The organism is Streptomyces sp. NPDC032126 (assembly GCF_055580085.1).
Genome location: NZ_JBVIMA010000003.1, coordinates 563,213 through 584,399, shown reverse-complemented (window position 1 = coordinate 584,399; position 21,187 = coordinate 563,213). Strand labels below are relative to the sequence as shown.

Below are 21,187 nucleotides of genomic sequence, written 5' to 3'. Positions count from 1 at the left end.
CGCAGCGCGGGAGGGGCGACGCGCTGCGCCCCCTCACCCACTCGGGCCACCCACATCGCCCCCCATGCCCCCTTTGCCTAGTTTGAGGGCATGACCGCCCCGATACCCAGGGACATCCCGGACCTGCCGGCGATCCCGCGCACGCACGCGCTCCTCCCCTCCGCCGTCCCCGCCTCGGCGGTGGTGGCCCCCGTTCGCCGCCCGCTGGCGGCAGCCCTGCGCCTGCTGATCGCCACGACGGCGGCGGCAGGCGCGGCCCTCGCCCTGACGCTGGGCAGCCCGCTCCAGGTGCTGAGCCACTACTCGGTGCAGAGCAGCATCCTGCTGGCGCTGGTGACGGCGGTGTCGGCGAGGAGGGCATGGTCGGCCCGCAGACCACTCCCGTCGGGGCTGACGGGCGCGGCCCTGCTCTACGCGGTGATCACGGCGCTGGTGTACCACCTGCTGCTGGCGGAGACGACGCCGGCGTTCTCGGTGACGGCGCCGGGAGTGGCGCCCACGGGCTGGCACAAGGTGGCGAACGTACTGCTGCACACGGTGATCCCCCTGGCGGCGGTGCTGGACTGGCTGCTCCTGACGCCACCGGGCCGCCTCCGTCTGCGCCAGGCGGCGACGTGGCTCCTCTATCCCCTCGCGTACCTGGCGTTCACCTTCACCCGGGCGGAACTGCTGCTCGGCGCCGGCTCCCCGGGCCGCTACCTCTACCCCTTCCTGGACGCCGGCGCCCACGGCTACAAGCACACCTTGGCCAACGCCCTCCTCCTGGGCCTCGCCTTCTACGCCCTGGCAGTGCTCCTGATCGCCCTGGACCACGCCCGCCCGAACCCCACCCGCCACCGCTCGAAAACCGGATTTCGTCTCCAGCCTCCGGTGGGCTAAAGTAAACGACGTCGCCGGGACAAGCGGTGACATCGGGGTGTAGCGCAGCTTGGCAGCGCGCTTCGTTCGGGACGAAGAGGTCGTGGGTTCAAATCCCGCCACCCCGACAGTGAAGTACCAGGTCAGGGGCCTGATCCGCAGCGCGGGTCAGGCCCCTGAGTGGTTCCTGGAGATCGCTTGGGAGAGATCTGGGAGAAGAACTTGGTCGGCTTCTCCCAGGAGCAGTCTCCAGTGCCGCAGGAAGAGTGGCGCCTACGCGCCCTCGGACCTGCGCCTTCGCGAATCCAGGGCTCGTAGCTGACCAGGAACACCGCGGCGGGCCGCCCCAACGGTCGTTAGGAACACCGTACATGGCAGGTCATCGCTCAGCGCCTCCCCACGACCCCGCCCGTGCGCTCGCCCAGCGGGTACGTGCGTTGCGGGAGGACCGCGGGTGGACGCGGGAACGCCTGGCCAAGGAAGCAGGCGTCGCCCTCGGGACGCTGAGCCGTCTGGAGAGCGAGGGAGCGATCCAGCCAGGTTTCCTCACCGTCGGCGCGGTGGCCGAGGCGCTCAATGTCTCCCTCGACGATCTGTTCCGGGCGACGCGGCTCCCGCCCGTTGCGCCCGGTCTCTGGTCAGCGGGATACGAAGGGCGGGACATCGACTCATTCGTCGCCTCGCTCGTCGACAGCCGCATCAGCGTCGTAGCGGACGTACGGCTCACCCCGATCAGCCGCAAGAAGGGCTTCAGCAAGACCCGCCTCGGGGAAGCCCTGGCCGAGGCCGACATCGAGTACACCCATCTGCGTGGCCTGGGCAATCCGAAGGACAATCGCGAGCCCTTCTGGGACGGCCGCGTCGAAGTGGGCCGGGCGCGCTTCCGTGGCCTGCTGCAGTCCGAGGAGGCGCAGTCCGACCTCGACCGCCTCTCGGAGCACGCCAGGTCGTCGCGGGTCGCAGTGCTGTGTTTCGAGAAGGACGAGAGCCGCTGTCACCGGCAGGTCGTCCTGGAGACGGTCCGCAGCCGGATCTCAGTGCCGGTGACTCCCTTGGCCTGACTTCACCCCCGGTGCTCGCACGCGCCCTTGCCCGGCGGTGCATGCCTCTCCTCCAATCAGATCGGGGAGATCGATGGAGGGGGCAACCATGGGATCGGGGAATTGGCAGCGCGCACGGATCATGATCACGGTCAAGACCTATCCGGAACTGTCCGCGAAGTACCACGAGACGAGCTGCGTGGCCGGCATACGGCTCGACCAGGGGGCGCCCCAGCATGTGCGGCTCTTCCCGGTTCCATTCCGGTTGTTGGATGAAGAGAGCCAGTTCGCCAAGTACTCCATCGTCGAGGTCGATGTGCAGCGCCATCATGGGGACCGCCGTCCCGAGAGCCTGCGTCCCAATCTGCAGACCCTCAAGGTCATCGAGCGCCTTGGGACAGCGGACGGCTGGCGCGAACGCTTCTCGCATGTTCGGCCTCTCGTGGCGCCGTCCCTGTGCTCCATCAAGCGGGATCAGGAGGCCCGGGGCACATCGCTCGGGATATTCCGTCCAGCGGAGTTCACTGGCTTCCGCTTCGCTCCTGCCGAGCCCTGGCCCGCTTCGAAGGCGGCCTTGGCCGATCAGTTGGATCTACTCTCGCAGGACCTTCGCCAGCTGGAATGGGTGCCGCTTGAGTTCCGGTACAGCTTCCGATGTGCGGATCAGGGGTGCGGCGGCCACGATATGGGGCTGAGGGACTGGGAGGCGGGCGAGTCGTACCGCAAGTTCCTTCGCCAGTACGGGAAGGACGATGTGGAGGAGCGGCTCCGCGAGCGCTGGTTCGACCGGATGGTCTCTCCGGAGAAGGCCGTGCACTGCTTCGTCGGAAACGTCGCGGCCCGCCCCAAGACGTTTCTGCTGTTGGGCCTGTTCTATCCGCGACGGGATGTCGTCGAGAACTTCCAGGAGAGCTTGTTCGACCTATGAGGACGAGTACGCAAGGCGGGGTCTCCGAGGTCGGCCACGAACCCACATCACTGCGCCGCCTCCTCTGGTTCGTCCGCCGCTGACGGATGGACGTACCTGCCCTCGTTGAACGGAGTGAACCACGCCTTGAACGCCATCGGTGCGACGCCGAGAGCCGCTCCGACGGCGCTCTCGTCGATACCGTCCATGGAGTCGTCGTAGAGCCACTCGTGATCCATGTCCTCGTAGACGTTGTCGGCGAACGAGTCGAGCGCGGTCGAGACGCCGTCGTCGAGCAGCCCGAAAGTCTCCAGGGTCACATTCGTCTTATTCAGCAGCAGCTTCAGCGCGAGTTCCTCGGCGACGCAGCTCAGCTGCTGGAAGCTGCCGTCCGTGAAGCGGGTGGTCATGGCGATCACCGTCACCAGGAAGCGGCGGGCGAAACGGGCGTCGTACTGGAGGGCGTATCGCTCGGGAAGGTCCTCGAAGTGCCACAGGGGACCGTCGCATTCGGCAGCGGTGGTGTCCTCCTCCGTCAGGGTCTGCACGTCTTCGAACAGCTCGTCCACCAAGATGTCCGTCGCGTACACCAAGGCACCGGCGGCGAGTTTGGCGTCCTCCGGCGAGACGGCGAACTCGCTGTCATTGTCTCCTTCTTCGCGGTCTTCGTCGTCGAGGACGCCGAACATCACGGGTGGGAAGGAGCGCAGTTCATCTGCCAGCGCCAGCATCTGACCGCGTACCGCCCGAGCTGCAGCCTCGGCGTCGTAGCCCTCGCTGTCGTCGTCGGGCGTGGGACGCTCGGTATGCCGGGCCTTACGGTCAGCCGGATCATCGGGCGGGGCATCGGGCCCGTGGGCGGCGTCGAGGCTCTCCTGGGCGAGCTCCGGGTGCAGTTCGACCTCGCATCGCTCGATCTGCCAGTCAGCCAACACTTCGGACCGTTCCAGCAGTTCACTCACGACCGACCGCACAGCCTCCTCGGCGAATTCCAGAGCCGGGGCATCCACGAACACTTTCAGAAGCGCTCCACCCGGGTAGACGGCGACGATGCTGTCGAGGAGATCGACTTCCATGCCGTCGGGTCCCTCGATGGCCTCGACCGAGTCGAAGCCGTCCTCGATGAACGCCACGGCGCCGGCCCGTTGAAGTGGGTCCATCTCGGGAGTGCCCTCCGGGATGTGGGCATCCACCGTCACTACGTACGTCACGCGTCCGATCCTGGCAGGGAAACGCCAGGCGACGGGGAGGAATCCGCTCAATCAGCTCAGCGGGCGGGAAGGCGGGCTGCTGCTGTCAGGCCTGCCAGGGCTGTTGCGCAGAGGGTGAGCATGGAGGCTGCGTAGGCGCTTCTTGTCAGGTCGGCGACCAGGATCGTGCCCGCTATGGCGGTGCCCAGGGAGGAGCCCAGGTTGGAGATGCTGCGGGAGAGGCCGGAGATCTCTCCCTGGCGGGACTCCGGGAAGCTCGACTGCACCACGTTGACCGACGGGGTCAGCATGATGCCCAGGGCCAGGCCGATCAGCAGGAGGCCGGGGACGAAGGCCCACGCCGAGTCGTAGGCGGCGGCCAGGGTGATCAGGACCACCGTGCCGGCGACGCAGCCGGCGAAGCCCGTCATGATCAGGGTGCGCGGGGAGCGGCGTACGGCGAGTCGTTCGGCGGAGAGGGAGGACGCCAGCAGGCCCAGCGTCGCCGCGGTGAAGACGACCCCGGTCTCGATCGCGTCGTAGTGGCGTACCACCTGGAGGTAGGCCGCCACTGTGAAGGACGTGCCCATCAGGATCAGCCACTGGATGTGCTGGGTGATGAGGCCGAGGTTGGAGGTGCGGTCGCGGAACAGGCTGAGGGAGATCAGTGGTTCCTCGCCGGACGCCTCTTTGGCGCGGATCCAGCGGAAGAAGCCGACCAGGACGAGTACGCCCACGGCCAGCAGGGCGATCATGAGCCACAGGTTGTTGTCCGCCGCCAGGATGCCCATGACGACGAGGACCAGGCCGGTGGCGGAGAGGATCGCTCCCACGGTGTCGAACGAGCGCGTCGGGTCGGCCGGCAGCGGGTCCTCGATGCCCCGGCTGAGGGCGACGATCACGGCGATGACCAGCGCCTGGAACACGAAGGCCGCACGCCAGCTGATGGCCGTGGTGATGAGTCCGCCGATGAGCGGTCCGGCGGCGGCGCCGACCCCGCCCAGAGCCATGATGGTCCCGAAGGCGCGGGCGCGGGACGTCGCGTCGGGAAACAGCAGCGTGGTGAGGATGTAGACGGGCGGGATCAGCAGCGCCGTACCGATGCCTTCGAGGATCGAGTTGCCCAGGATCAGGACGCCCAGGCCCGGGGCCGCCGCGCTCAGCAGGGCGCCGATCGCGTAGACGACCAGGCCCGTCATGAAGCAGCGCTTGCGGCCGTAACGGTCCGTCAGCTTGCCGCCGGGGATCATCAGCGCCGCCATCACCAGCAGGAAGACCGTGATCGCCACCTGCACGCCCTGGACGGTCGTGTCGAGGTCCGCGCTGATGTCGTTGATCATCACGTTCATGTTGGAGCCGGCGAAGCTGCAGATGAACTGCGCCAGAGCGACAGCGGCCAGCGCGCGGCGGTGCCCTGTGGGCTCCCGCCGCGCCGCCGTGCCGGTCCCGCCGGTCCCTTGTCCCGCCCTCCGTATCGGCATACGGGCCGCCGCCGATTACAGGCTTCCGGGCGGTGCGTGGTCGAAGGGGTCGCTGAAGTCCTCCTTCTTGGCCACGCACAGGGCCCAGATGATGAAGCCGGACATCGCGATCATGATGACCGACCACACCGGGTAGTACGGCAGGGAGAGGAAGTTGGCGATGATGATCAGGGCCGCGATGGCCACGCCCGCGACGCGTGCCCACAGTGCCGCCTGGAACAGGCCGAAGCCGATGACGACCGCGATGACGCCCAGGACGAGATGGATCCAGCCCCAGCTGGTGAGGTCGAACTTGAAGACGTAGTTGCGGGTGTTGACGAAGACGTCGTCCTCGGCGATCGCCATGATGCCGCGGAGGACGTCGAGGATGCCGACGATCACGAGCATGACGGCGGCGAAGACCATCAGGCCCGCCGCCCACGCGTACTTCGCCGTGTGGGGCCGCGGTGCGTGCGTAGCGGTCATCGTTCTGCCTCGTTTCCTTGTGCTTGCTCAGGATCGGCTGTTCACGGCCGGCTGTTCACGGCCGCGGGGCGGCGGTGCCGGTCAGGACGAGTTCCTTCGCTCGCTGGAACTCCTCGTCCGTGATGTCGCCCCGGGTGCGCAGCTCGGACAGCTTGGTGAGCTCGTCGGCGCTGGTGGGGCGGCCGGTCTCGGCGGCCGTGTCGCGGATGTAGTCGTCGAACTGCTGCTGCTGCGCCCGGGCGTGCGCGACCTCGCGGCGGCCCATGTCCTTGCCCCGGGCGATGAGGTAGACGAACACGCCGAGGAACGGCAGCAGGATCACGAAGACCAGCCAGCCGGTCTTGCCCCAGCCGCCCAGGCTGTCGTCGCGGAAGATGTCGCCGATGATCCGGAAGAGCAGGACGAACCACATGATCCACAGGAAGAACCACAGCATGGTCCAGAACATGCTCAGGAGCGGATAGTCGTAGGCGAGGTACACGTGATCGGTCATCGTTTTCCTCTTCCTCTTCCTCGGTCCCGGGCGGGGGGCGCGGCTGCCGGTCCCGCTCTTCTCAGCATGTGCACGCTCGCCCGGCGCGGCCTCACCCAGGGCGGGTGAAGTCCCCGGAACCACGTGGACGCGGCGATCCACTGACCCAGCGCCAGGCCCGCCACGGCGACCAGGAAGACCCCGATCAGCCAGGACTGAAGCGTGAACACCGGGCCCAGGGCGCCGAACTCCTCCAGGCTGCGCCGCATGGCCGTGGGCATCGCCAGCGCGCCGATCCTGCTCAGCGCGACGCCGCCCGCGCCCGCCAGCACCGCGCCCGGCAGCAGGTCGTACCAGCCGACCCGGCCGCCGAGGAGCAGGTGCTGGGTCCACCACCACAGCAGCGTGGCCGAGAGCAGGGACAGCACCAGGCCGGACACCACACCGGTGCCGAAACCCTCACGCAGCGGTGCCTGTACGAGGAGGACGCCCAGCCAGACGACGAGCCAGAGCAGCCAGCGCCAGGCCGCCGCGCGGACGCGGGCCTTGGGCAGGGACCAGCAGCGTTCGCACACCGCTTGCAGCGCCCGGCTGAACGCCGTCGCGGAGAAGAGCGTGAGGAGGACGCCGACCGCGCCCACCGAGTCCCGGGTGGTGCCGGCGGCGTCGAAGGTGGCGCTCGCTTCCGCGAGCGTGTTCTCGGGTACGCCCAGGACCGCCGCCAAGGAGTCGGCGAGCAGGTTCTGTACGCCGGACGGGGCGAAGGCCGCCACCGTCATCAGCAGCGGCAACGCCGTGAGGAAGGCCTGCGCCGCCAGCCGGAAGGCCCCCTCCACGACATTCAGCGCCGTCAGCCTGGGCAGCAACTCTGCTATGGCGGGGCGCAGTTGGGCTACTGCCGTTGTTCGGAGAGTGGCCCGCCGGGTGGGGCGGGGGTGCGGGGCGGTGTCCGCGTCGTCGGCGGGGTGGTGGGGAGGGGTGCTCGCTTCATCTGCCGGACGGTCGGGAGGGGTGCTCGCTTCGTCTGCCCGGTGGTCCGGATGGGCGGTGCCCGCCTCGTCCGGTGGGTGGTTCGGAGGAGGGGCGCCCCCATTCACGGGACGGTCGCGAGGCGCGTTCGCGTCACCCTCCTGGTGCTCCGCCGGGGTGTCCGCGTGGTCTGCCATGGCTCATGGGCCCGACCGGCCCGGACCGTCACCCGTCGTGGGCGGAGACTGCTGATCGGTCGGCGGCGGAGGGGTCCGGCCACCTGCCGGAGGAGGAGTCCGACCCTCTGTCGGCGGCGGAGTCCGACCCTCTGTCGGCGGGGAAGGCCGGTCCGCCGCTGCCGTAGGGGCCCCGCCCGGCGTCGTAGGAGACCCGCCCGGCGTCGTAGGAGACCCGCCCGGTGCCGTAGGAGACCCGCCCGGTGCCGTAGGAGACCCGCCCGGTGCCGTAGGAGACCCGCCCGGCGGCGTGGGAGGCCCGCCCGGCGTCGTAGGAGACCCGCCCGGCGTCGTAGGAGTCACGCCCGCCGTTGCCGGGGCGGGTTGAGGCGCCGGCCGGTTCGTCGCTGCTGCCGCCAGGATCGCCAGGATGACCATGACCACGATCACCAGGCCGACGACCAGGGCCACCACCCCGACCGTCGGGTAGTTCCACAGCAGCAGCGCCACCGCCCCGGCGGCGATGACGACGCCGGTGGTCCACGATCGGTGGGTGTCCAGCCAGCGTCCGGTCGCGCCGGTGCGCAGGCCGGCGTCCCGCAGCGCGCGTCCCCCGGCGTCCGTGCCGCGTCCCGCCAGCGAGCGCACCCAGCGGGCCGGTCGTCCCGGACCGTACAGGTACGCCACCAGCGCGGTGATCACCGCGACGACCAGCAGGGTGCGCGTGCTGTTGCGCAGGAAGCGGACGAAGGTGTCGTAGACCGCCGCGGCGGCGTCGGCCGGCAGGACGGACGTGGGTACGGAGTCGAGGTAGATCCGGCGGGCGACGGCCAGTCCGACGAGCAGGACGACCATCATCACGGCGACGCCCGAGGCGGTGATCAGGAGCATCATGCGGTGGGCCGGAGCGGTCCACACGGCGAGGGCGGCGAGCACGATGGTGAGCACGGGCAGCCAGACGCCCATGATGTCCAGCAGGCGCAGGGCGTCCTGGGCGTCGGACAGTTTGTCCGTCTCGAACAGGGTGATCTGCCGGTCCGTGCTGGGGATCGCGGCGGCCTTCTCGAAACCCCGGTCGACGAGGCGCTGCTTGACCTCGTCGACGACCGTGCCGATGTCCAGGGTGATCGTGTCGCCCTTGGCGCTCACGGCCTTGCTCTCGTCGCCGGTGAGCATGCCCACCACCGCCGAGTGGGCCCGCCGGTTGGCGCCCTCCCAGGCCTGCTGGAAGGCGTCGCCGGTGACCACGCGCTGCACGATGCCGTGCACGACGTTCGTCGTGGCGGCGCGCAGCGGTCCGGCGAGCGCCTGGGACTTCGCCACGACCGCGGGCGATGCCCCGGCGTCCGCCAGCGCCTTGCTCAGCGAGTCCGTCACCGCATCGATGTCCAGGTTGGCCACGACGCGCGCGGTCAGCTTGTCGGTGACGACCGCCTGCACGGCGGGCTTCGAGGCGAGCGGGGCGACGGTGCTGACGTAGCGGTCGGTGTCGGTGACCGTGTCGTCCACCCAGGCGGCGACCACGGCGAGCGGGGCCAGCAGCAGCGTGATCAGGAGCAGGACCGACGCGCCGGCGTAGCGGGTCTTTCGGTGGCGTACGGCGGCGGCCCGCTGAAGCCGTACGTACTGGGCGTGCTCCTCGGAGGTCAGCACCGTCCGCTGCTCCGCGCCGTCGCCGGGGCCCGACGGTGCGGAGGGCGTCTTCGGAGCCATGGGGTCTCCTCGGTCTGGAGTCGTCGGTGCCGGACCTCGTGCGTGCCGGAGTGCCGGTGCGCCGGGTCAGCCCCCCGCGGGTGCGGCCGGTGCCGTGCTCGTCGTGCCGCGTGCCGCCTTGTGGAGGGCGGAGCGCAGGGCGAAGGCGAGCCCCAGTTCGGTGAGTCCGAGCAGCAGCAGCCACAGGCCGAGCAGCCGGGTGAGGGCGAGCGCGGACTCGGTGGGCAGGACCAGGACCACGATGCCCGCGACGATGCCGAGGGCTGCGGCGGCGAGGACGAAGCCGCGGTGGGGCAGGCGTTCGGTGGCGAGGGCCGTCCAGGCGGTGAGCATGCCGGTGACGACCCAGACGGCGCCGACGATCAGCGACAGGCCGGCGATCGTCTGCATCGGATGCCGCATGACCAGCAGCCCGGCGAGCACGTAGAGGGCCGCTACGAGCAGCGCGGTGTGCCGGTCGCCGTGAGCCCGGGCGAACGCGGCGACGAACCGGAAGCCGCCGGTCACCAGCAGGTACAGCCCGATCAGCACGGCGAGGACGTGCAGGGTCTCGTCCGGCCAGGCCAGGGCCAGGATGCCCGGCACCAGGGTGGCGACCGCGGAGCCCAGCAGCCAGGTCCAAGAGCCCCCGAGGTCGGCGAGGGCCCGTGAGGGGTCGCCGTCCAGGGGCCGCCCGGTCCCGTAGGGATCGTCGTAGACCGTCCGGCCGGAGCCGTAGGGGTCGTCGTACGCGCCAGGTGTCCCGTCGGTCGAGGGTCGGGGGCCGCCCTCTGGGGCAGGCGTCCCGCCTGTCGGGGGTTCGGGTCCGGTACGCGGTGCCGGATCACGCGACACGGTCATGGCTCCTCCTCGCGTGACGCGGCCGCCCGTCACCGGGCCGCCGACGGGACGGTGTGCGCGGCCCGCACGGACCGCACCCGTCGAGCGTCCCGCCCGCCCCCGCGCGGCGGATCACCCAGGGCGGGTGATCTCCACGGGTCGCCGTGGCGGGTCAGTCGGGCATCTGCCGCATTTCCAGGACCCGCAGGCCGAGCGACTGGCAGCGGGCGAGCAGTCCGTAGAGCTGGGCCTCGTCGACGATCGGACCGTAGAGCACCGTCTGACCCGACATCACGACGCTCTCGAGTTCCGGAAACACCTTGGTCAGGGTCTCCGACACGTGTCCCTCGACGCGGATCTCGTAGCGCATCTGCTGTGCTCCCGCCGACAGCCCTTCGCGGTCCTGCTCAGGTCAACCCTCCGCCCCGGGAAGCGCCCGCACCTCACCCGGCGCAGGTGACCTGCGGGGTCCTCAGTGCGTCAGGGCGATCTTGACGGAGATGATCAGCAGGCCGAGGACCAGGTTCACCGCGGCGGTGAGGACCATCAGACGCCGTGGGGCGCCGGCCCGCCGGGCCGCGGCCAGCGACCAGCCCACCTGTCCGACGACGGCCACCGCGAGGGCGAGCCACCCGGCCCCCGCCACGTCCATCCCGAGGAGCGGGCTGACGGCCACGGCCACCGCGGGCGGTACCGCCGCCTTGACGATCGGCCACTCGTCCCGGCACACATGCAGCACGATCCGGCGGTCCAGGGCCTGCTGGGCCAGCCGGGCGCCGAACAGCTGGGCGTGCACATGGGCCACCCAGAAGACCAGGCCGGTGAGCAACAGCAGCAGGACCAGTTCGGCGCGGGGGAAGGAACCCAGCGAGCCGGCGCCGATCACCACGGAGGCGGCGAGCAGGGAGCCGTAGACGCCGCCGGTGTAGTCGGCGTGGGCCCGGCGCTCGGCCCGGCGTTCCTGCCGCGCCCGATGACTCGCCAGGCGCTCCCGTCGCGCCCGCCGCTCCCGTACGGATGGCGAGCCGGTCCTGGGCATGGGGGGCTCTCGCCGTCAGCCCACCGGGCCGAGGACGTCGGCCTCGCCGCCCGGGGCGGGGTACGCGGGGCGTTCCTGCCGTCCGGTGGGCAGATGGCGGGTCACCAGGAAGCCGGCCAGGGTGAAGCCGCCGGTGACGAGGATCGCCGCCTTCAGGCCGTCGAGCTGCGCCGAGGCGTACGAGTCGGTGAGCGCCGTGACCTCGGAAGGCGGCAGCCCGGCCTGCTCCGCCGCCGTACGCACCTGATCGGTGGGGACGAAGGAGATGCCCGCCTCCAGGGCGACGCCGGTCTCCTGGCGGGTCTGCTCCGACAGCCGCGGGTTGTCCTCCACCTGGGTGGTGAAGGCCTGGGTCAGGGCGCCGATGAGCAGCGATCCGATGAGCGCGGTCCCGAGCGCGGAGCCCAGGTTCTGGGCGGTGAACTGAAGGCCGCCGACCTCGCTGCGCTCCTCCTCGCCGACGCTGGACTGCACGACGTTGCCCAGCTGGGAGGCGAGCAGTCCCATGCCGACGCCCAGCAGGCCCATGGCGCAGGCGAACTGGGTGTCGTCGATGACGGGGTCGATCGTGGCCAGCAGCCACACGATGGCGGCCGTCAGCACCAGCAGGGCGAGCCGGACCACGCGGCGCGGCCCCGCCACCCGGCCCAGCCGGGCGGCGCACATGGACGTGACGAGCATCGTGACGGACACGGGCAGCAGCCGCAGTCCCGTCTCGAACGCGTCGAAGCCCTGCACCACCTGGAGGTAGAGGGGGATGGCGAAGAACAGGCCGAGCAGGATGAGGTTCTGGTTCAGCAGGGTCAGCAGGCCGGACCGCAGCGCCGGTACGCGCAGCAGCGACAGGTGGACGAGAGGCTCCTCCCCTCGGGCCTCCCGCCGGTGCTGCCAGCGCACGAAGAGGGCCAGGACACCCACGCCGGCGCCGATGACGAACAGGGTCGGCGCGAAGCCCAGCACGGTGAAGGGGGCGTTGCGCGGCCGCACCCAGCCCCAGGAGCTGCTCTGCAGGACGCCGAGGACGCCGAGGGCGAGCCCGGTCGCCGAGAGCGCGGCGCCCACGAGGTCCAGTCGGGGGCGCGGCCCGGTGCGGGGCGACTCGGTGATCACCCGGTTGCAGGCCAGCACGGCGAGGACCACCACGACCTCGCCGGCGAAGACCAGACGCCACGTCAGGTACGTCGTCACCCAGCCGCCGAGGAGGGGGCCGACCGCGATGCCGGCGCCCGCGAGGCCGCCGATGACGCCGTAGGCGACCGCACGGTCGCGCCCCCGGTAGGACGCCGCGACCAGGGCCGCCATGGAGGGCAGCACCATCGCGGCGCCGAGCCCCTCGATGACCGACCAGCCCACGGCGAGCACCGCCACCGTGGGGGCGACGGCGGTCAGGGCCGAGCCGGTGCCATAGACGACCATGCCGAGGAGGAACACGCGTCGGCGTCCCAGCAGGTCGCCGACCCTACCGCCGACGATCATGAAGGCGGCCATGACCAGGGCGTACAGCGTGATGACCGCCTGGATCGTGGTGACCTCGGTGTCGAAGTCCTCGACGAGCTGGCTGATGGAGACGTTCATGACGGCCGTGTCCAGCACCATCAGGAACTGGGCCGCTCCCAGCACGATCAGAGCCCACCAGTGCCGCACGGCGTCACCTCACCGGGATCGGTCCGGGCCGCCTTTCACGGGGCCCGGGCGGCGGCAGCGCACCGCCACCGCTCCCATCACAGACGAAACCCCCGCCCCCCGCCTCACCCGCCACGGGCGAGCGGGAGCCCGCATCGCCGGCGGCCCGGCGTCAGAGCGCCCCGCTCACAGCAGCCCCAGCTCGCGGGCCCGGCGTACGGCCTCGTTGCGGCGGTTCACCGCCAGCTTCCGGTAGACGCTCTTGAGGTGCGTCTTCACGGTGTTGACGGACACGTACAGGTCGGCGGCGATGTCCTCGGTCGACATCATCTGGGCGAGCCGTCGCAGCACGTCGAGCTCGCGTCCGCTGAGCTGCTCCACGAGCAGAGGCGCGGGCTCGCCGGACGCCCCGGGCGCCGGTCCCGGCACCAGCCAGCCCGCGGCCAGGTGTCTGAGCGGTCCCTCGCCCAGGTACGGCCCGAGCCACGCGCCCGTCTCCAGGAAGGGGCGGCGCAGCAGCTCGCGCCGGGCCTGCGTGAGCGACCGGGCGAGGAGCCCGCGGGCGGTCGCGGTGTCTCCCGCCGTGTGCGCGGCCTGGGCGCGCAGCAGCGTGGCGCGGACCAGCACGGCGGGGCCGGCGTCGTCGTCGGCGATGGCGTCGAGCAGTTGGAAGGCCGCGTCGCGGTCGCCCGCCGCGAGGTGGATCCGCGCCGCGCCCACCACGCTGGCGGGCTGCTCGTCGGCCAACCGCTGAAGCACCTCCTCCGCCGCCTCCGGTCGGCCCTCGGCGAGGTGGGCGGCGGCGACGACGAGCGCGGCGTGGCTCTGCGCCCACGGGGAGACGACGTCGGCGGTCACGGCCGGTTCCGCCGCCGCCAGAGCGGCCCGCGCCTTGCCCCTGGCCAGCAGCAGCCGTGCCGTCGCGATGGACCGGCCCGCGGCCGTCACCGGGTCCCGGGGCGCGTGGTCGGGGGTCTCGTCGAGGAGCGCCTGGGCCTCGGCGAGTTCGTTGCGGTCCACGGCGACGGCGGCCCGCACCAGCCGGCCGAGCCCGCAGCCGGCCGCCTGGGGCAGGCTGAACCGCTCGGTCTCGGTCATCGCCTCGACCGCCTTGTGCTCCGCCCTGCTGGGCCACCCGTCGAGGTAGTCGATGAGCGCCAGATGCTCCAGGGACTCCTCCCGGGGCAGCGCCGTCGGGGCGCCCGCGGTGCTGTCGGCCACGGTGGTGAGCGCGTCGCGCGCCTCCTCGAAACGCCCGGCCCACAGCCGCGTCGAGCCCAGGTGGGTCAGCAGCAGGGCGGGCAGTTCCGGATGCTTGTCGAGGAGGTGGGCGGGGACCTCCTGCTCCAGCTCGCGGGCCACGCGCATGGCCTGTTCCGCCCGTCCGGGGGAGCCGGCCAGCCGGGCCGCGAGTACCTCCAGCAGCGCGCAGCTCAGCTGGGTGGCGGCGGCGCCGGACGTGTCGTCGCCGGTCAGGTGCTCCTCGGCGCGCTGGAGATGGGCCAGGCCGTGGTCGAGGTCGGACCGGGACAGGTCGCGGGCCGCGCGGACGAGGTCCGCCGCCGGGCTCGTCGTCTCGGGCCCCATGCCGGAGAACAGCTCGACGAGGTCGTCGGAGCGCAGACCGGTGAAGAGCTGCCCGATCGCCAGGTCCTCGACGAGGGCGCGGGCGGTGAAGTCCCAGTGTCCGGCGGCGGCGCCGTGCACCAGCATCTCGGGGACGGCCCCCGACCGGCGCAGCCATCGCGCGGCCCGCAGATGCAGTTCGGGCTCCAGGCCGGGGGAGCGTTCCGTCAGGTGGGCCCGGAGTATCTCCCGGAACAGCGGGTGGAGGCGGTACCAGGCGTGCCCCAGGTCCTCGACGAACGCGTTCTGCCGGTGCAGGCCGGCGAGGATGGGCTCGGCGTCGGTCCGCCCGGTCAGCGCGTCCGCGAGGTCGGCGCAGAACCGCTCCAGGACGCTGACCCGCAGCAGGAGGTCCTGGGTGGACGGCGGCTGCCGCTTGAGGACCTCCGCCAGCAGGAAGTCGGCGACCGTGCTGTGCCCGGCCTCGAACTCCTTCAGATACGCCTGCGGGTCCGGGTGTTCGCGCGCGGCCAGGGCGCACAGCCGCAGACCGGCCGCCCAGCCCCGGGTGCGCTCCACCAGATCACCGGCCGCCGGTCCGGTCAGGTGGAGTCCGTGCAGCTCCAGCAGCGCGACCGTCTCCTCGGGGGTGAAGGCCAGCTCGGCGTCGCGGATCTCCGTCATCGCGCCGGCCGCGCGGTAGCGGTGCAGCGGCAGCGGGGGCTCGGTGCGGGTGACGATGACCAGGCGCAGGCCGGGGCCGGCGTGGTGCAGTACGAACTCCAGCTGCTCGGAGATCTCCGGGGAGCTCACCCGGTCGTACTCGTCGAGGACGGCGGTCACGGTGTGCTCGCCGCCGCCGAGGCACGCGGCGAGCCGGGTCAGCAGGGCGGGGTTCACACGGCTCGCGTCGGCCGGGGAATCGATGTCGTCGGCGATCGGTGCGCCGCCGGCGCGCAGGGCCTGGAGGACATGGGCCCAGAACATGCCGGGGCTCTGGATGGCGGCGTCGACGGTGAGCCAGGCGACCGGCTGGTCGAGACCGGCGGCCCAGTCGGCGACCAGGAGGGTCTTGCCGGCTCCGGCGGCGCCGTTGACCATCGTGAGGGGGGTCAGCAGGGCCTGGTCGAGGTGCCGGACGAGGCGTTCGCGCCGGAGGAAGGTGCCGGGTCGGGCGGGGAGGGCGAACCGGGTCCGCAGAAACGGGTCGCCCAGCGGATCGACGCGGGAATCGGCCGGTCCGTGCGGAGTCGCTGCGCTCGCTGCCACCACGTTCGCCGCCTGGGGGGTTCGGGGACACCCCCCTGTCGCCTGGACAGGCTCTCCCCGCATCAACCATCACAGACCCTCCGCCTTCCCGCACGCCAGGGCCGAACGGCCCCTACGGGGGTGACCTTCAGGTCGCCGCGTCCATCTTCTGGTCCAGGGTGAGGGCCGCCCTGATCAGGGCCAGGTGGGTGAAGGCCTGGGGGAAGTTGCCCAGTTGCTCTCCCGTGGGGCCGATCTCCTCCGCGAAGAGGCCCGCGTGGTTGGCGTAGGTGAGCATCTTGTCGAACGCGTAGCGGGCCTGCCCGAGCCGGCCGGCCTGCGCCAGCGCGTCGACGTAGAAGAAGCTGCACAGCGAGAACGTGCCCTCGCTGCCGCGCAGGCCGTCGGGCGACGCCTGCGGGTCGTAGCGGTAGACGAGGCTGTCCGACACCAGCTCCTCCTCCATCGCCTCCAGCGTGGCCGTCCAGCGCGGGTCCCCCGCCGAGATGAAGCCCACGGTCGGCATGAGCAGCAGGGACGCGTCCAGCGTGGTGTCCTCGTAGTGCTGGACGAACGCCGAGCGCCGCCCGCTCCAGCCGCGTTCCATCACCTGGCGCAGGATGTCGTCCCGGGCCGCCTCCCACTGGGGGAGGTCCGCGGGCCTGGCGTACGTACGGGCCATCCGGACCCCCCGGTCGAAGGCGGCCCAGCACATCAGCCGGCTGTAGGTGAAGTCCTTCTGGCCGCCCCGGGTCTCCCAGATGCCCTCGTCCGGCCGGTCCCACGCCTTGACCAGCCAGTCCAGCACTCCGGACAGCGCCTGCCAGCCCTCGTACGGCGGAACCTCACGGAGTTCGTCGACGCCCTGGGACAGCGCCAGCGCGGCCTCGCCGTAGATGTCGAGCTGGAGCTGGCCCGCCGCGCCGTTGCCGACGCGCACCGGCGCCGAGCCGCGGTAGCCCTCCCAGTGGTCGAGGACCTCCTCCGACAGCTCGGGATCCCCGTCGACGCGGTACATGATCTGCAGGGGCTCGCCGCTCACCGTGCGCTGCGCCCTGAGCCGGTCGCCGAGCCAGCGGCGGAACGCCTGCACCTCCTCGACGTACCCGAGCCCCAGCAGGGCGCCGACCGACAGGGAGCCGTCGCGCACCCAGGTGTAGCGGTAGTCCCAGTTGCGGCCGCCGCCGATCTGCTCCGGCAGGCCCATGGTGGCCGCCGCGACCGGTGCGCCGGTGGGCGCGTAGGTGAGCAGCTTGAGGGTGATCGCCGACCGGTTCACCATGTCCTGCCAGCGGCCGTGGTACCGGCTGCGGCGCACCCAGGCGTGCCAGAAGTCCCGGGTCTCGTCGAACATCTCCCGCACCAGCTCCCGTGTCACCGGGGGCGGGGCGTCGTCGGCCGGGTCGCCCACCGTCAGGACGATCGCCGCCGTCTCCCCGTGCGTCAGCACCACGTCGGCCCGTACGTCGTCGTCCTCGCGGATCCACCGCACCGGCCCCGCCGCCTGCAGCACGGCCCGCGCACCGGGTGCGTCGAACCGTACGGCGTCCTCGCCCACGTCGAGCCGGTGCCGGGCGCGGCCGTAGTCGAAACGGGGCCGGCACTCCACGCGGAAGCGGACCCGGCCGCGCGTCACGCGCAGCACCCGCACCAGCCGGTGCCGCGACGACGCCCGCTCCGGGCGCTCCACCGGCATGAAGTCCACGACCTCGCCCACGCCCTCCTCGGCCAGGAAGCGGGTCACCAGCACGGCCGTGTCCTGGAGATACAGCTGCACCGGGGGGCGCCCGGTGTCGGCGGTGACGGTGAAGTACCCGCCGCGGGCCTCGTCGAGGAGCGAGGCGAACACGCTCGGGGAGTCGAATCGGGGCGCGCACAGCCAGTCGACCGTGCCGTCGCCGGAGACCAGTGCCGCCGTCTGGAGGTCTCCGACCATTCCGTGGTTCGCGATCGGGGGGTAGCCGCCCATGACCGGTGCTCCTTCGTCCGTCGGTGCGGCTCCCACCCGACCAGGCGCGCCGGGGCCGTGCCTCCCCCGCCACGGGTGAGTCGAAATGCGCTGGCCGGAAAACCCGCGCCGGGAGGCGCCTCGCGTCCGCGTGGTCCCGGAGGAAAACAGGCGTCCGCCCGCTGGGGCACGCCTCGTTGACCGATGATGGGCGGGACATGACCATGCCCCACCCGTCGTCGCGCCCCGCGCCGCGTCCCGCACGAACTCCGCTCCCCGCCCCGCGGCGGCCGCTGCCCGTCCCACGGGCCGCGGTCTTCGCGCTCGTGGGGAGCGTGCTGGGGCTGACCGCGCACCGGCTCGCCGACGACGGCGGCGGCACGGTGTGGTGGCGGGGCGCGGTCGGTGCCGTCGTCCTCTTCGGCATCGGGCTCGTGGGAGCGCGGCGGCCCCGGTCCCTGGGCTTCGTGATGCTCGTGTGCGGGGGCGCGCAGGCCGGGTTGCACGTGTGGCTGGAGGGGGCGGGTCCTGGCGGCGGTTCCGCACCGGCGACGCCGGCCTCGATGGCTGCCTCCATGCCTGGCTCGATGTCTGGCTCTACGGCGGGGCACCTGCACCGGCTCGGGGTCCATGGCCCGGTGGGCTGGGAGCAGCATCTGCCCATGGCCTGTCTGCACGCCGTCGCCGCTCTCCTCGTCGCGGTCCTGCTGCACCGCGCGGACGCCGTCTGCTGGTCGCTCGCCCGGGGGCTGACCGGGGCGGTCGACGCCCTGCGGGCCGGGCTGGCCCTGGTGACCGCGGCGCTCGGCGGCGAGCCGGTCGCCGACCGCTGCCGCGCCGGTGTTCCGACCAGCGGCCGGGACACGCTCCTGTCCGGGGTCGTCCTGGCGGATGTCGTGGTGCGCAGGGGGCCTCCTCTCCGGGCTGGGTTCAGCCGCTTCGACTGACCTGCCGGGCGGCCCCTTCGGCCCTCCCGCGCCCTTCCACGCCTGGAGAACCTCTCTCATGCACCCCACCAGAAACATCAGCACCATCAAGAACACCCGCACCACGAGCCGTATCGCCCTGGTGTCGGCCACCGCCGCCACGGCCCTCCTCCTCACCGCCGGCCCCGCCGCCGCCCACGTCGAGGTCGAGTCCGCGCGGGCCCAGGCCCTCGCCCAGAACGTCGAGGTTCGCTTCGACGCCGAGGCCGAGTCCGACTCCGCCGGCATCACCAAGGTGCGCGTCGTCCTGCCCGAGGGCATCGCGCCCGCCGACGTGACCTACGGCGAGGGCCCCGCCGGGTGGAGGTTCACCCCGGCCGGCGACGGCTACACCGTCGAGGGGACCGCGTTGAAGAGGGGCCAGAACGCCGAGTACTCCGTCGTCGTCAGGCAGCTCCCCAACGCCAAGGAGCTGGTCTTCAAGACGCTCGTCAGCTACGGCGACGGCCGCACCGACCGCTGGATCGAGCTCGACGAGAACGGGGAGAATCCGGCGCCCGTACTGAAGTTGAAGGCCGCCGCGCCCGGCGCCGCCCCGGTCGCCCCGTCGTCGCCTTCCGCCTCACCGTCCCCCACCTCCCCCTCCTCCCCCGCGTCCGCCTCGCCGACGGGCACGGCGGCGCCGGCCGACGACAAGAGCGAGGCCAAGGACGACGACGGCGGTCTGTCCGGCGGAGCATGGGCGGGGATCGCCGTCGCCGTACTCGCCGTGGCGGGCGCGGCCGCCGGCTATCTCGTACGGCGTCGGCGGGCCGCGTCGGAGTGAGGCGACGCCCGGCCGCCTCGCGTTCCGGGGCGGCCGGGAACCCGTGTCAGGTGTTCCAGCTCTCGTCGTACGGGTCGTGCGGCACCGGTACCGGTATCGCCCGGGTGACCTGGAGGTACGGGATGGGGCCGCCGTTCACCGGGTCCTTCGTGCGGCGGGGCGAGTAGGTCCCCGTCACCGTCAGCCAGGTGTCCGGCTGAAGCACCGGGGGGATGCTCCCGGTCAGCGCGATCTTCACCGGCTGGGCGTCCGCCGCACAGCAGTTGAGGGCCATCCGCACCAGGTACGGGGTGCCGTCGGCGTCCAGGGCCACGAAGCCGGTGATCTCGATGGTGCGGCCGGTCAGGGTGCGGCCGTGGTCGTAGACCGCCCGTCCCGCGTAGTCCACCACGCTGAGGCGGAGGGGGCCGGTGGCCGGGAGGGCGGGGTAGGCGATCGGCTCCTGGAGAGCGGTGCCCGTGCGGGTCGCGCTGTAGGAGCCGAGGGCCGGCGGGGCGACGAGGATCAGCGCGAGGAGGGGGAGGACCAGCAGCCAGGAGACCCGGGGGTTGTGCCCGGAGTGCTCGGCGTGAGCTTCGTGGCCGGCGTGCGCGGCTTCGGCGTGGGCCTCCTCGGCGCCGGAAGCCTCGCGCCGCTTCCTGCCGTACCACATCGACGCCAGCGCCGCCCCGATCAGCACCGCCCCCGCCGCCAGCAGCAGCGGCCGCAGCCCCGCCTTGACGTACCGCAGATACAGATCCGTCGTCCCCGCGTGCAGCAGGGACGCGCCGAGCAGGAACAGCACCGCCGTCTGCGACTGCCGGTTCACAGCAGGACCACCCCCACCACCACCGAGACCGCGATCGCCAGCACGAACGTCAGCGGGGCGAAGCGCAGCGCGAACGCCCGGCCGAAGGTGCCCGTCTGCATCGCGAACAGCTTCAGGTCGATCATCGGCCCCACGACCAGGAACGCCAGCTTCGCCGTCGGCGAGAACTGCGTCAGCGACGCCGCGACGAACGCGTCCGCCTCCGAGCAGATCGACAGCACGACCGCGAGGACCGCCAGCGCCAGGACGGCGACGACGGGGTTGTCCGCCGCCGTGCGCAGCCAGCTCGCCGGCGCGACCGCCTTGAGCGTGGCCGCCGCCATCGCGCCGAGCACCAGGAAGCCGCCCGCGTGCATCACGTCGTGCCGCACCGAGTCCCAGAAGGTCTCGCCCTTCGTCCGCCCCTCGTGCCCGCCGTGCTCACGCGGGCGCAGCAGGTCGGTGCGGCCCAGGCGGTGCCAGAGCCAGCCCATCGCGCACGCCGTCAGCAGTCCCGCGACGAGTCGGGCCACGACCATCTCGGGGTGGCGCGGGAAGGCCACCGCGGTCGCGGTCAGCACCACCGGGTTGATCGCCGGGGCCGACAGCAGGAAGGCCAGCGCCGCCGCCGGGGTCACCCCTCGCCGTACCAGCGCGCCCGCCACCGGCACCGACGCGCACTCGCAGCCCGGCAGCACCGCCCCCGCCATCCCGGCCACCGGGACCGCCAGCGCGGGCCGGGACGGCAGGGCGCGGGCGAAGAACGACGGCGGCACGTACACCGCGATCGCCGCCGACAGCAGCACCCCCAGCACCAGGAACGGCAGCGCCTGGACGACCACGGCCACGAACACCGTCGTCCAGCTCTGCATCACCGGAGCGGACAGCGCCCGCCGGACCGGCCCCTGGAACAGCACGAGGAGGAGCAACAGGAGGGTCAGGGCCAGGGGGGAGCCGACGCGCCGCTGCTCGGGCTGCCGAGCACCGGTCGCGGTGCGCTCCTCGGGGGGCGCCTTCGTGATGGACACCGTCGCGGCTCCTCCGGATCGCCTGTCCTGCCTCCCCTCCCATACGGCCGTACGCGCGCGTGTGTTCATGCGTTTCTGGAACCTCCTGTCCCGGTGGGGCAGTCTT

Annotated in this window: 18 protein-coding genes, 1 tRNA gene and 1 pseudogene; 6 read left to right on the top strand and 14 right to left on the bottom strand. The window is 72.1% G+C overall.

Annotated elements, in window-relative coordinates:
* The first annotated feature begins 90 nt into the window (after positions 1-90).
* The 4 genes from ACZ5NW_RS15620 (at position 91) to ACZ5NW_RS15605 (ending at position 2,826) form a co-directional block, all read left to right on the top strand.
* Complete coding sequence (locus ACZ5NW_RS15620) at positions 91-879, top strand: Pr6Pr family membrane protein (protein ID WP_468744346.1); 789 nt, start codon at positions 91-93, stop codon at positions 877-879.
* 33 nt (positions 880-912) lie between these two features.
* Positions 913-986, top strand: a tRNA-Pro gene (locus tag ACZ5NW_RS15615).
* A gap of 243 nt (positions 987-1,229) precedes the next feature.
* Positions 1,230-1,919: a DUF488 family protein, N3 subclade gene (locus tag ACZ5NW_RS15610; protein WP_468744345.1), complete on the top strand. Its 690-nt coding sequence runs from the start codon at positions 1,230-1,232 to the stop codon at positions 1,917-1,919.
* 121 nt (positions 1,920-2,040) lie between these two features.
* On the top strand, positions 2,041-2,826 hold the full coding sequence (locus ACZ5NW_RS15605; RefSeq protein ID WP_468744344.1) for a hypothetical protein: 786 nt from the start codon (positions 2,041-2,043) through the stop codon (positions 2,824-2,826).
* Between the two features lie 47 nt (positions 2,827-2,873).
* On the opposite strand, the gene ACZ5NW_RS15600 is transcribed toward ACZ5NW_RS15605, so the two are convergent.
* From ACZ5NW_RS15600 to ACZ5NW_RS15545, 12 genes and pseudogenes are all read right to left on the bottom strand, one after another.
* Positions 2,874-4,016, bottom strand: coding sequence for a hypothetical protein (locus ACZ5NW_RS15600; protein WP_468744343.1), 1,143 nt, complete (start codon positions 4,014-4,016; stop codon positions 2,874-2,876).
* 56 nt (positions 4,017-4,072) lie between these two features.
* Positions 4,073-5,476, bottom strand: a complete 1,404-nt coding sequence (locus ACZ5NW_RS15595) for an MFS transporter (protein WP_468744342.1) — start codon at positions 5,474-5,476, stop codon at positions 4,073-4,075.
* A gap of 15 nt (positions 5,477-5,491) precedes the next feature.
* On the bottom strand, positions 5,492-5,941 hold the full coding sequence (locus ACZ5NW_RS15590) for a DUF7144 family membrane protein (protein WP_468744341.1): 450 nt from the start codon (positions 5,939-5,941) through the stop codon (positions 5,492-5,494).
* A 55-nt stretch (positions 5,942-5,996) separates the two neighbouring features.
* Entirely contained in the window at positions 5,997-6,434 is a 438-nt protein-coding gene (locus tag ACZ5NW_RS15585) for an SHOCT domain-containing protein (protein ID WP_468744340.1), read from the bottom strand.
* Positions 6,431-7,279 (bottom strand): ribonuclease BN, encoded by an 849-nt coding sequence (locus tag ACZ5NW_RS15580; RefSeq protein ID WP_468744339.1) that lies wholly within the window; start codon positions 7,277-7,279, stop codon positions 6,431-6,433. The genes ACZ5NW_RS15585 and ACZ5NW_RS15580 overlap by 4 nt, the downstream gene beginning before the upstream one ends.
* Positions 7,280-7,924: 645 nt before the next feature.
* Positions 7,925-9,271 (bottom strand): annotated as a pseudogene (locus tag ACZ5NW_RS15575) (hypothetical protein); the annotation flags it as partial.
* 66 nt (positions 9,272-9,337) lie between these two features.
* Positions 9,338-10,111 (bottom strand): HdeD family acid-resistance protein, encoded by a 774-nt coding sequence (locus ACZ5NW_RS15570; RefSeq protein ID WP_468744338.1) that lies wholly within the window; start codon positions 10,109-10,111, stop codon positions 9,338-9,340.
* Positions 10,112-10,262: 151 nt separating this feature from the next.
* A complete protein-coding gene (locus ACZ5NW_RS15565; RefSeq protein WP_468744337.1) occupies positions 10,263-10,460 on the bottom strand; it encodes a hypothetical protein in 198 nt (65 codons plus the stop codon).
* 102 nt (positions 10,461-10,562) lie between these two features.
* A complete protein-coding gene (locus ACZ5NW_RS15560; protein ID WP_468744336.1) occupies positions 10,563-11,129 on the bottom strand; it encodes a hypothetical protein in 567 nt (188 codons plus the stop codon).
* A 15-nt stretch (positions 11,130-11,144) separates the two neighbouring features.
* A complete protein-coding gene (locus ACZ5NW_RS15555) occupies positions 11,145-12,773 on the bottom strand; it encodes an MFS transporter (protein ID WP_468744335.1) in 1,629 nt (542 codons plus the stop codon).
* A 165-nt stretch (positions 12,774-12,938) separates the two neighbouring features.
* Positions 12,939-15,650, bottom strand: coding sequence for a winged helix-turn-helix domain-containing protein (locus tag ACZ5NW_RS15550; protein ID WP_468744334.1), 2,712 nt, complete (start codon positions 15,648-15,650; stop codon positions 12,939-12,941).
* Between the two features lie 64 nt (positions 15,651-15,714).
* Positions 15,715-17,535, bottom strand: coding sequence for a glycoside hydrolase family 15 protein (locus tag ACZ5NW_RS15545; RefSeq protein ID WP_468744333.1), 1,821 nt, complete (start codon positions 17,533-17,535; stop codon positions 15,715-15,717).
* A 197-nt stretch (positions 17,536-17,732) separates the two neighbouring features.
* Here ACZ5NW_RS15545 and ACZ5NW_RS15540 point away from each other — a divergent pair, with 197 nt between their 5' ends.
* Complete coding sequence (locus tag ACZ5NW_RS15540) at positions 17,733-18,461, top strand: hypothetical protein (RefSeq protein WP_468744332.1); 729 nt, start codon at positions 17,733-17,735, stop codon at positions 18,459-18,461.
* Positions 18,462-18,519: 58 nt separating this feature from the next.
* Positions 18,520-19,266, top strand: coding sequence for a DUF1775 domain-containing protein (locus tag ACZ5NW_RS15535; protein WP_468744331.1), 747 nt, complete (start codon positions 18,520-18,522; stop codon positions 19,264-19,266).
* Positions 19,267-19,312: 46 nt separating this feature from the next.
* Here ACZ5NW_RS15535 and ACZ5NW_RS15530 read toward each other — a convergent pair whose 3' ends face one another.
* On the bottom strand, positions 19,313-20,074 hold the full coding sequence (locus tag ACZ5NW_RS15530) for a TIGR03943 family putative permease subunit (RefSeq protein WP_468744330.1): 762 nt from the start codon (positions 20,072-20,074) through the stop codon (positions 19,313-19,315).
* The gene (locus ACZ5NW_RS15525; protein ID WP_468744329.1) at positions 20,071-21,081 is read right to left on the bottom strand and encodes a permease; all 1,011 of its coding nucleotides are present in this window, start codon (positions 21,079-21,081) and stop codon (positions 20,071-20,073) included. The genes ACZ5NW_RS15530 and ACZ5NW_RS15525 overlap by 4 nt, the downstream gene beginning before the upstream one ends.
* Between the last annotated feature and the right edge of the window lie 106 nt (positions 21,082-21,187).

Coding starts and splice junctions, on each gene's coding strand:
- ACZ5NW_RS15620 (WP_468744346.1), top strand. CDS start 91: ATGACCGCCCCGATACCCAGGGACATCCCGGACCTGCCGGCGATCCCG.
- ACZ5NW_RS15610 (WP_468744345.1), top strand. CDS start 1,230: ATGGCAGGTCATCGCTCAGCGCCTCCCCACGACCCCGCCCGTGCGCTC.
- ACZ5NW_RS15605 (WP_468744344.1), top strand. CDS start 2,041: ATGATCACGGTCAAGACCTATCCGGAACTGTCCGCGAAGTACCACGAG.
- ACZ5NW_RS15595 (WP_468744342.1), bottom strand. CDS start 5,476: ATGCCGATACGGAGGGCGGGACAAGGGACCGGCGGGACCGGCACGGCG.
- ACZ5NW_RS15590 (WP_468744341.1), bottom strand. CDS start 5,941: ATGACCGCTACGCACGCACCGCGGCCCCACACGGCGAAGTACGCGTGG.
- ACZ5NW_RS15585 (WP_468744340.1), bottom strand. CDS start 6,434: ATGACCGATCACGTGTACCTCGCCTACGACTATCCGCTCCTGAGCATG.
- ACZ5NW_RS15570 (WP_468744338.1), bottom strand. CDS start 10,111: ATGACCGTGTCGCGTGATCCGGCACCGCGTACCGGACCCGAACCCCCG.
- ACZ5NW_RS15565 (WP_468744337.1), bottom strand. CDS start 10,460: ATGCGCTACGAGATCCGCGTCGAGGGACACGTGTCGGAGACCCTGACC.
- ACZ5NW_RS15560 (WP_468744336.1), bottom strand. CDS start 11,129: ATGCCCAGGACCGGCTCGCCATCCGTACGGGAGCGGCGGGCGCGACGG.
- ACZ5NW_RS15550 (WP_468744334.1), bottom strand. CDS start 15,650: ATGCGGGGAGAGCCTGTCCAGGCGACAGGGGGGTGTCCCCGAACCCCC.
- ACZ5NW_RS15545 (WP_468744333.1), bottom strand. CDS start 17,535: ATGGGCGGCTACCCCCCGATCGCGAACCACGGAATGGTCGGAGACCTC.
- ACZ5NW_RS15540 (WP_468744332.1), top strand. CDS start 17,733: ATGACCATGCCCCACCCGTCGTCGCGCCCCGCGCCGCGTCCCGCACGA.
- ACZ5NW_RS15535 (WP_468744331.1), top strand. CDS start 18,520: ATGCACCCCACCAGAAACATCAGCACCATCAAGAACACCCGCACCACG.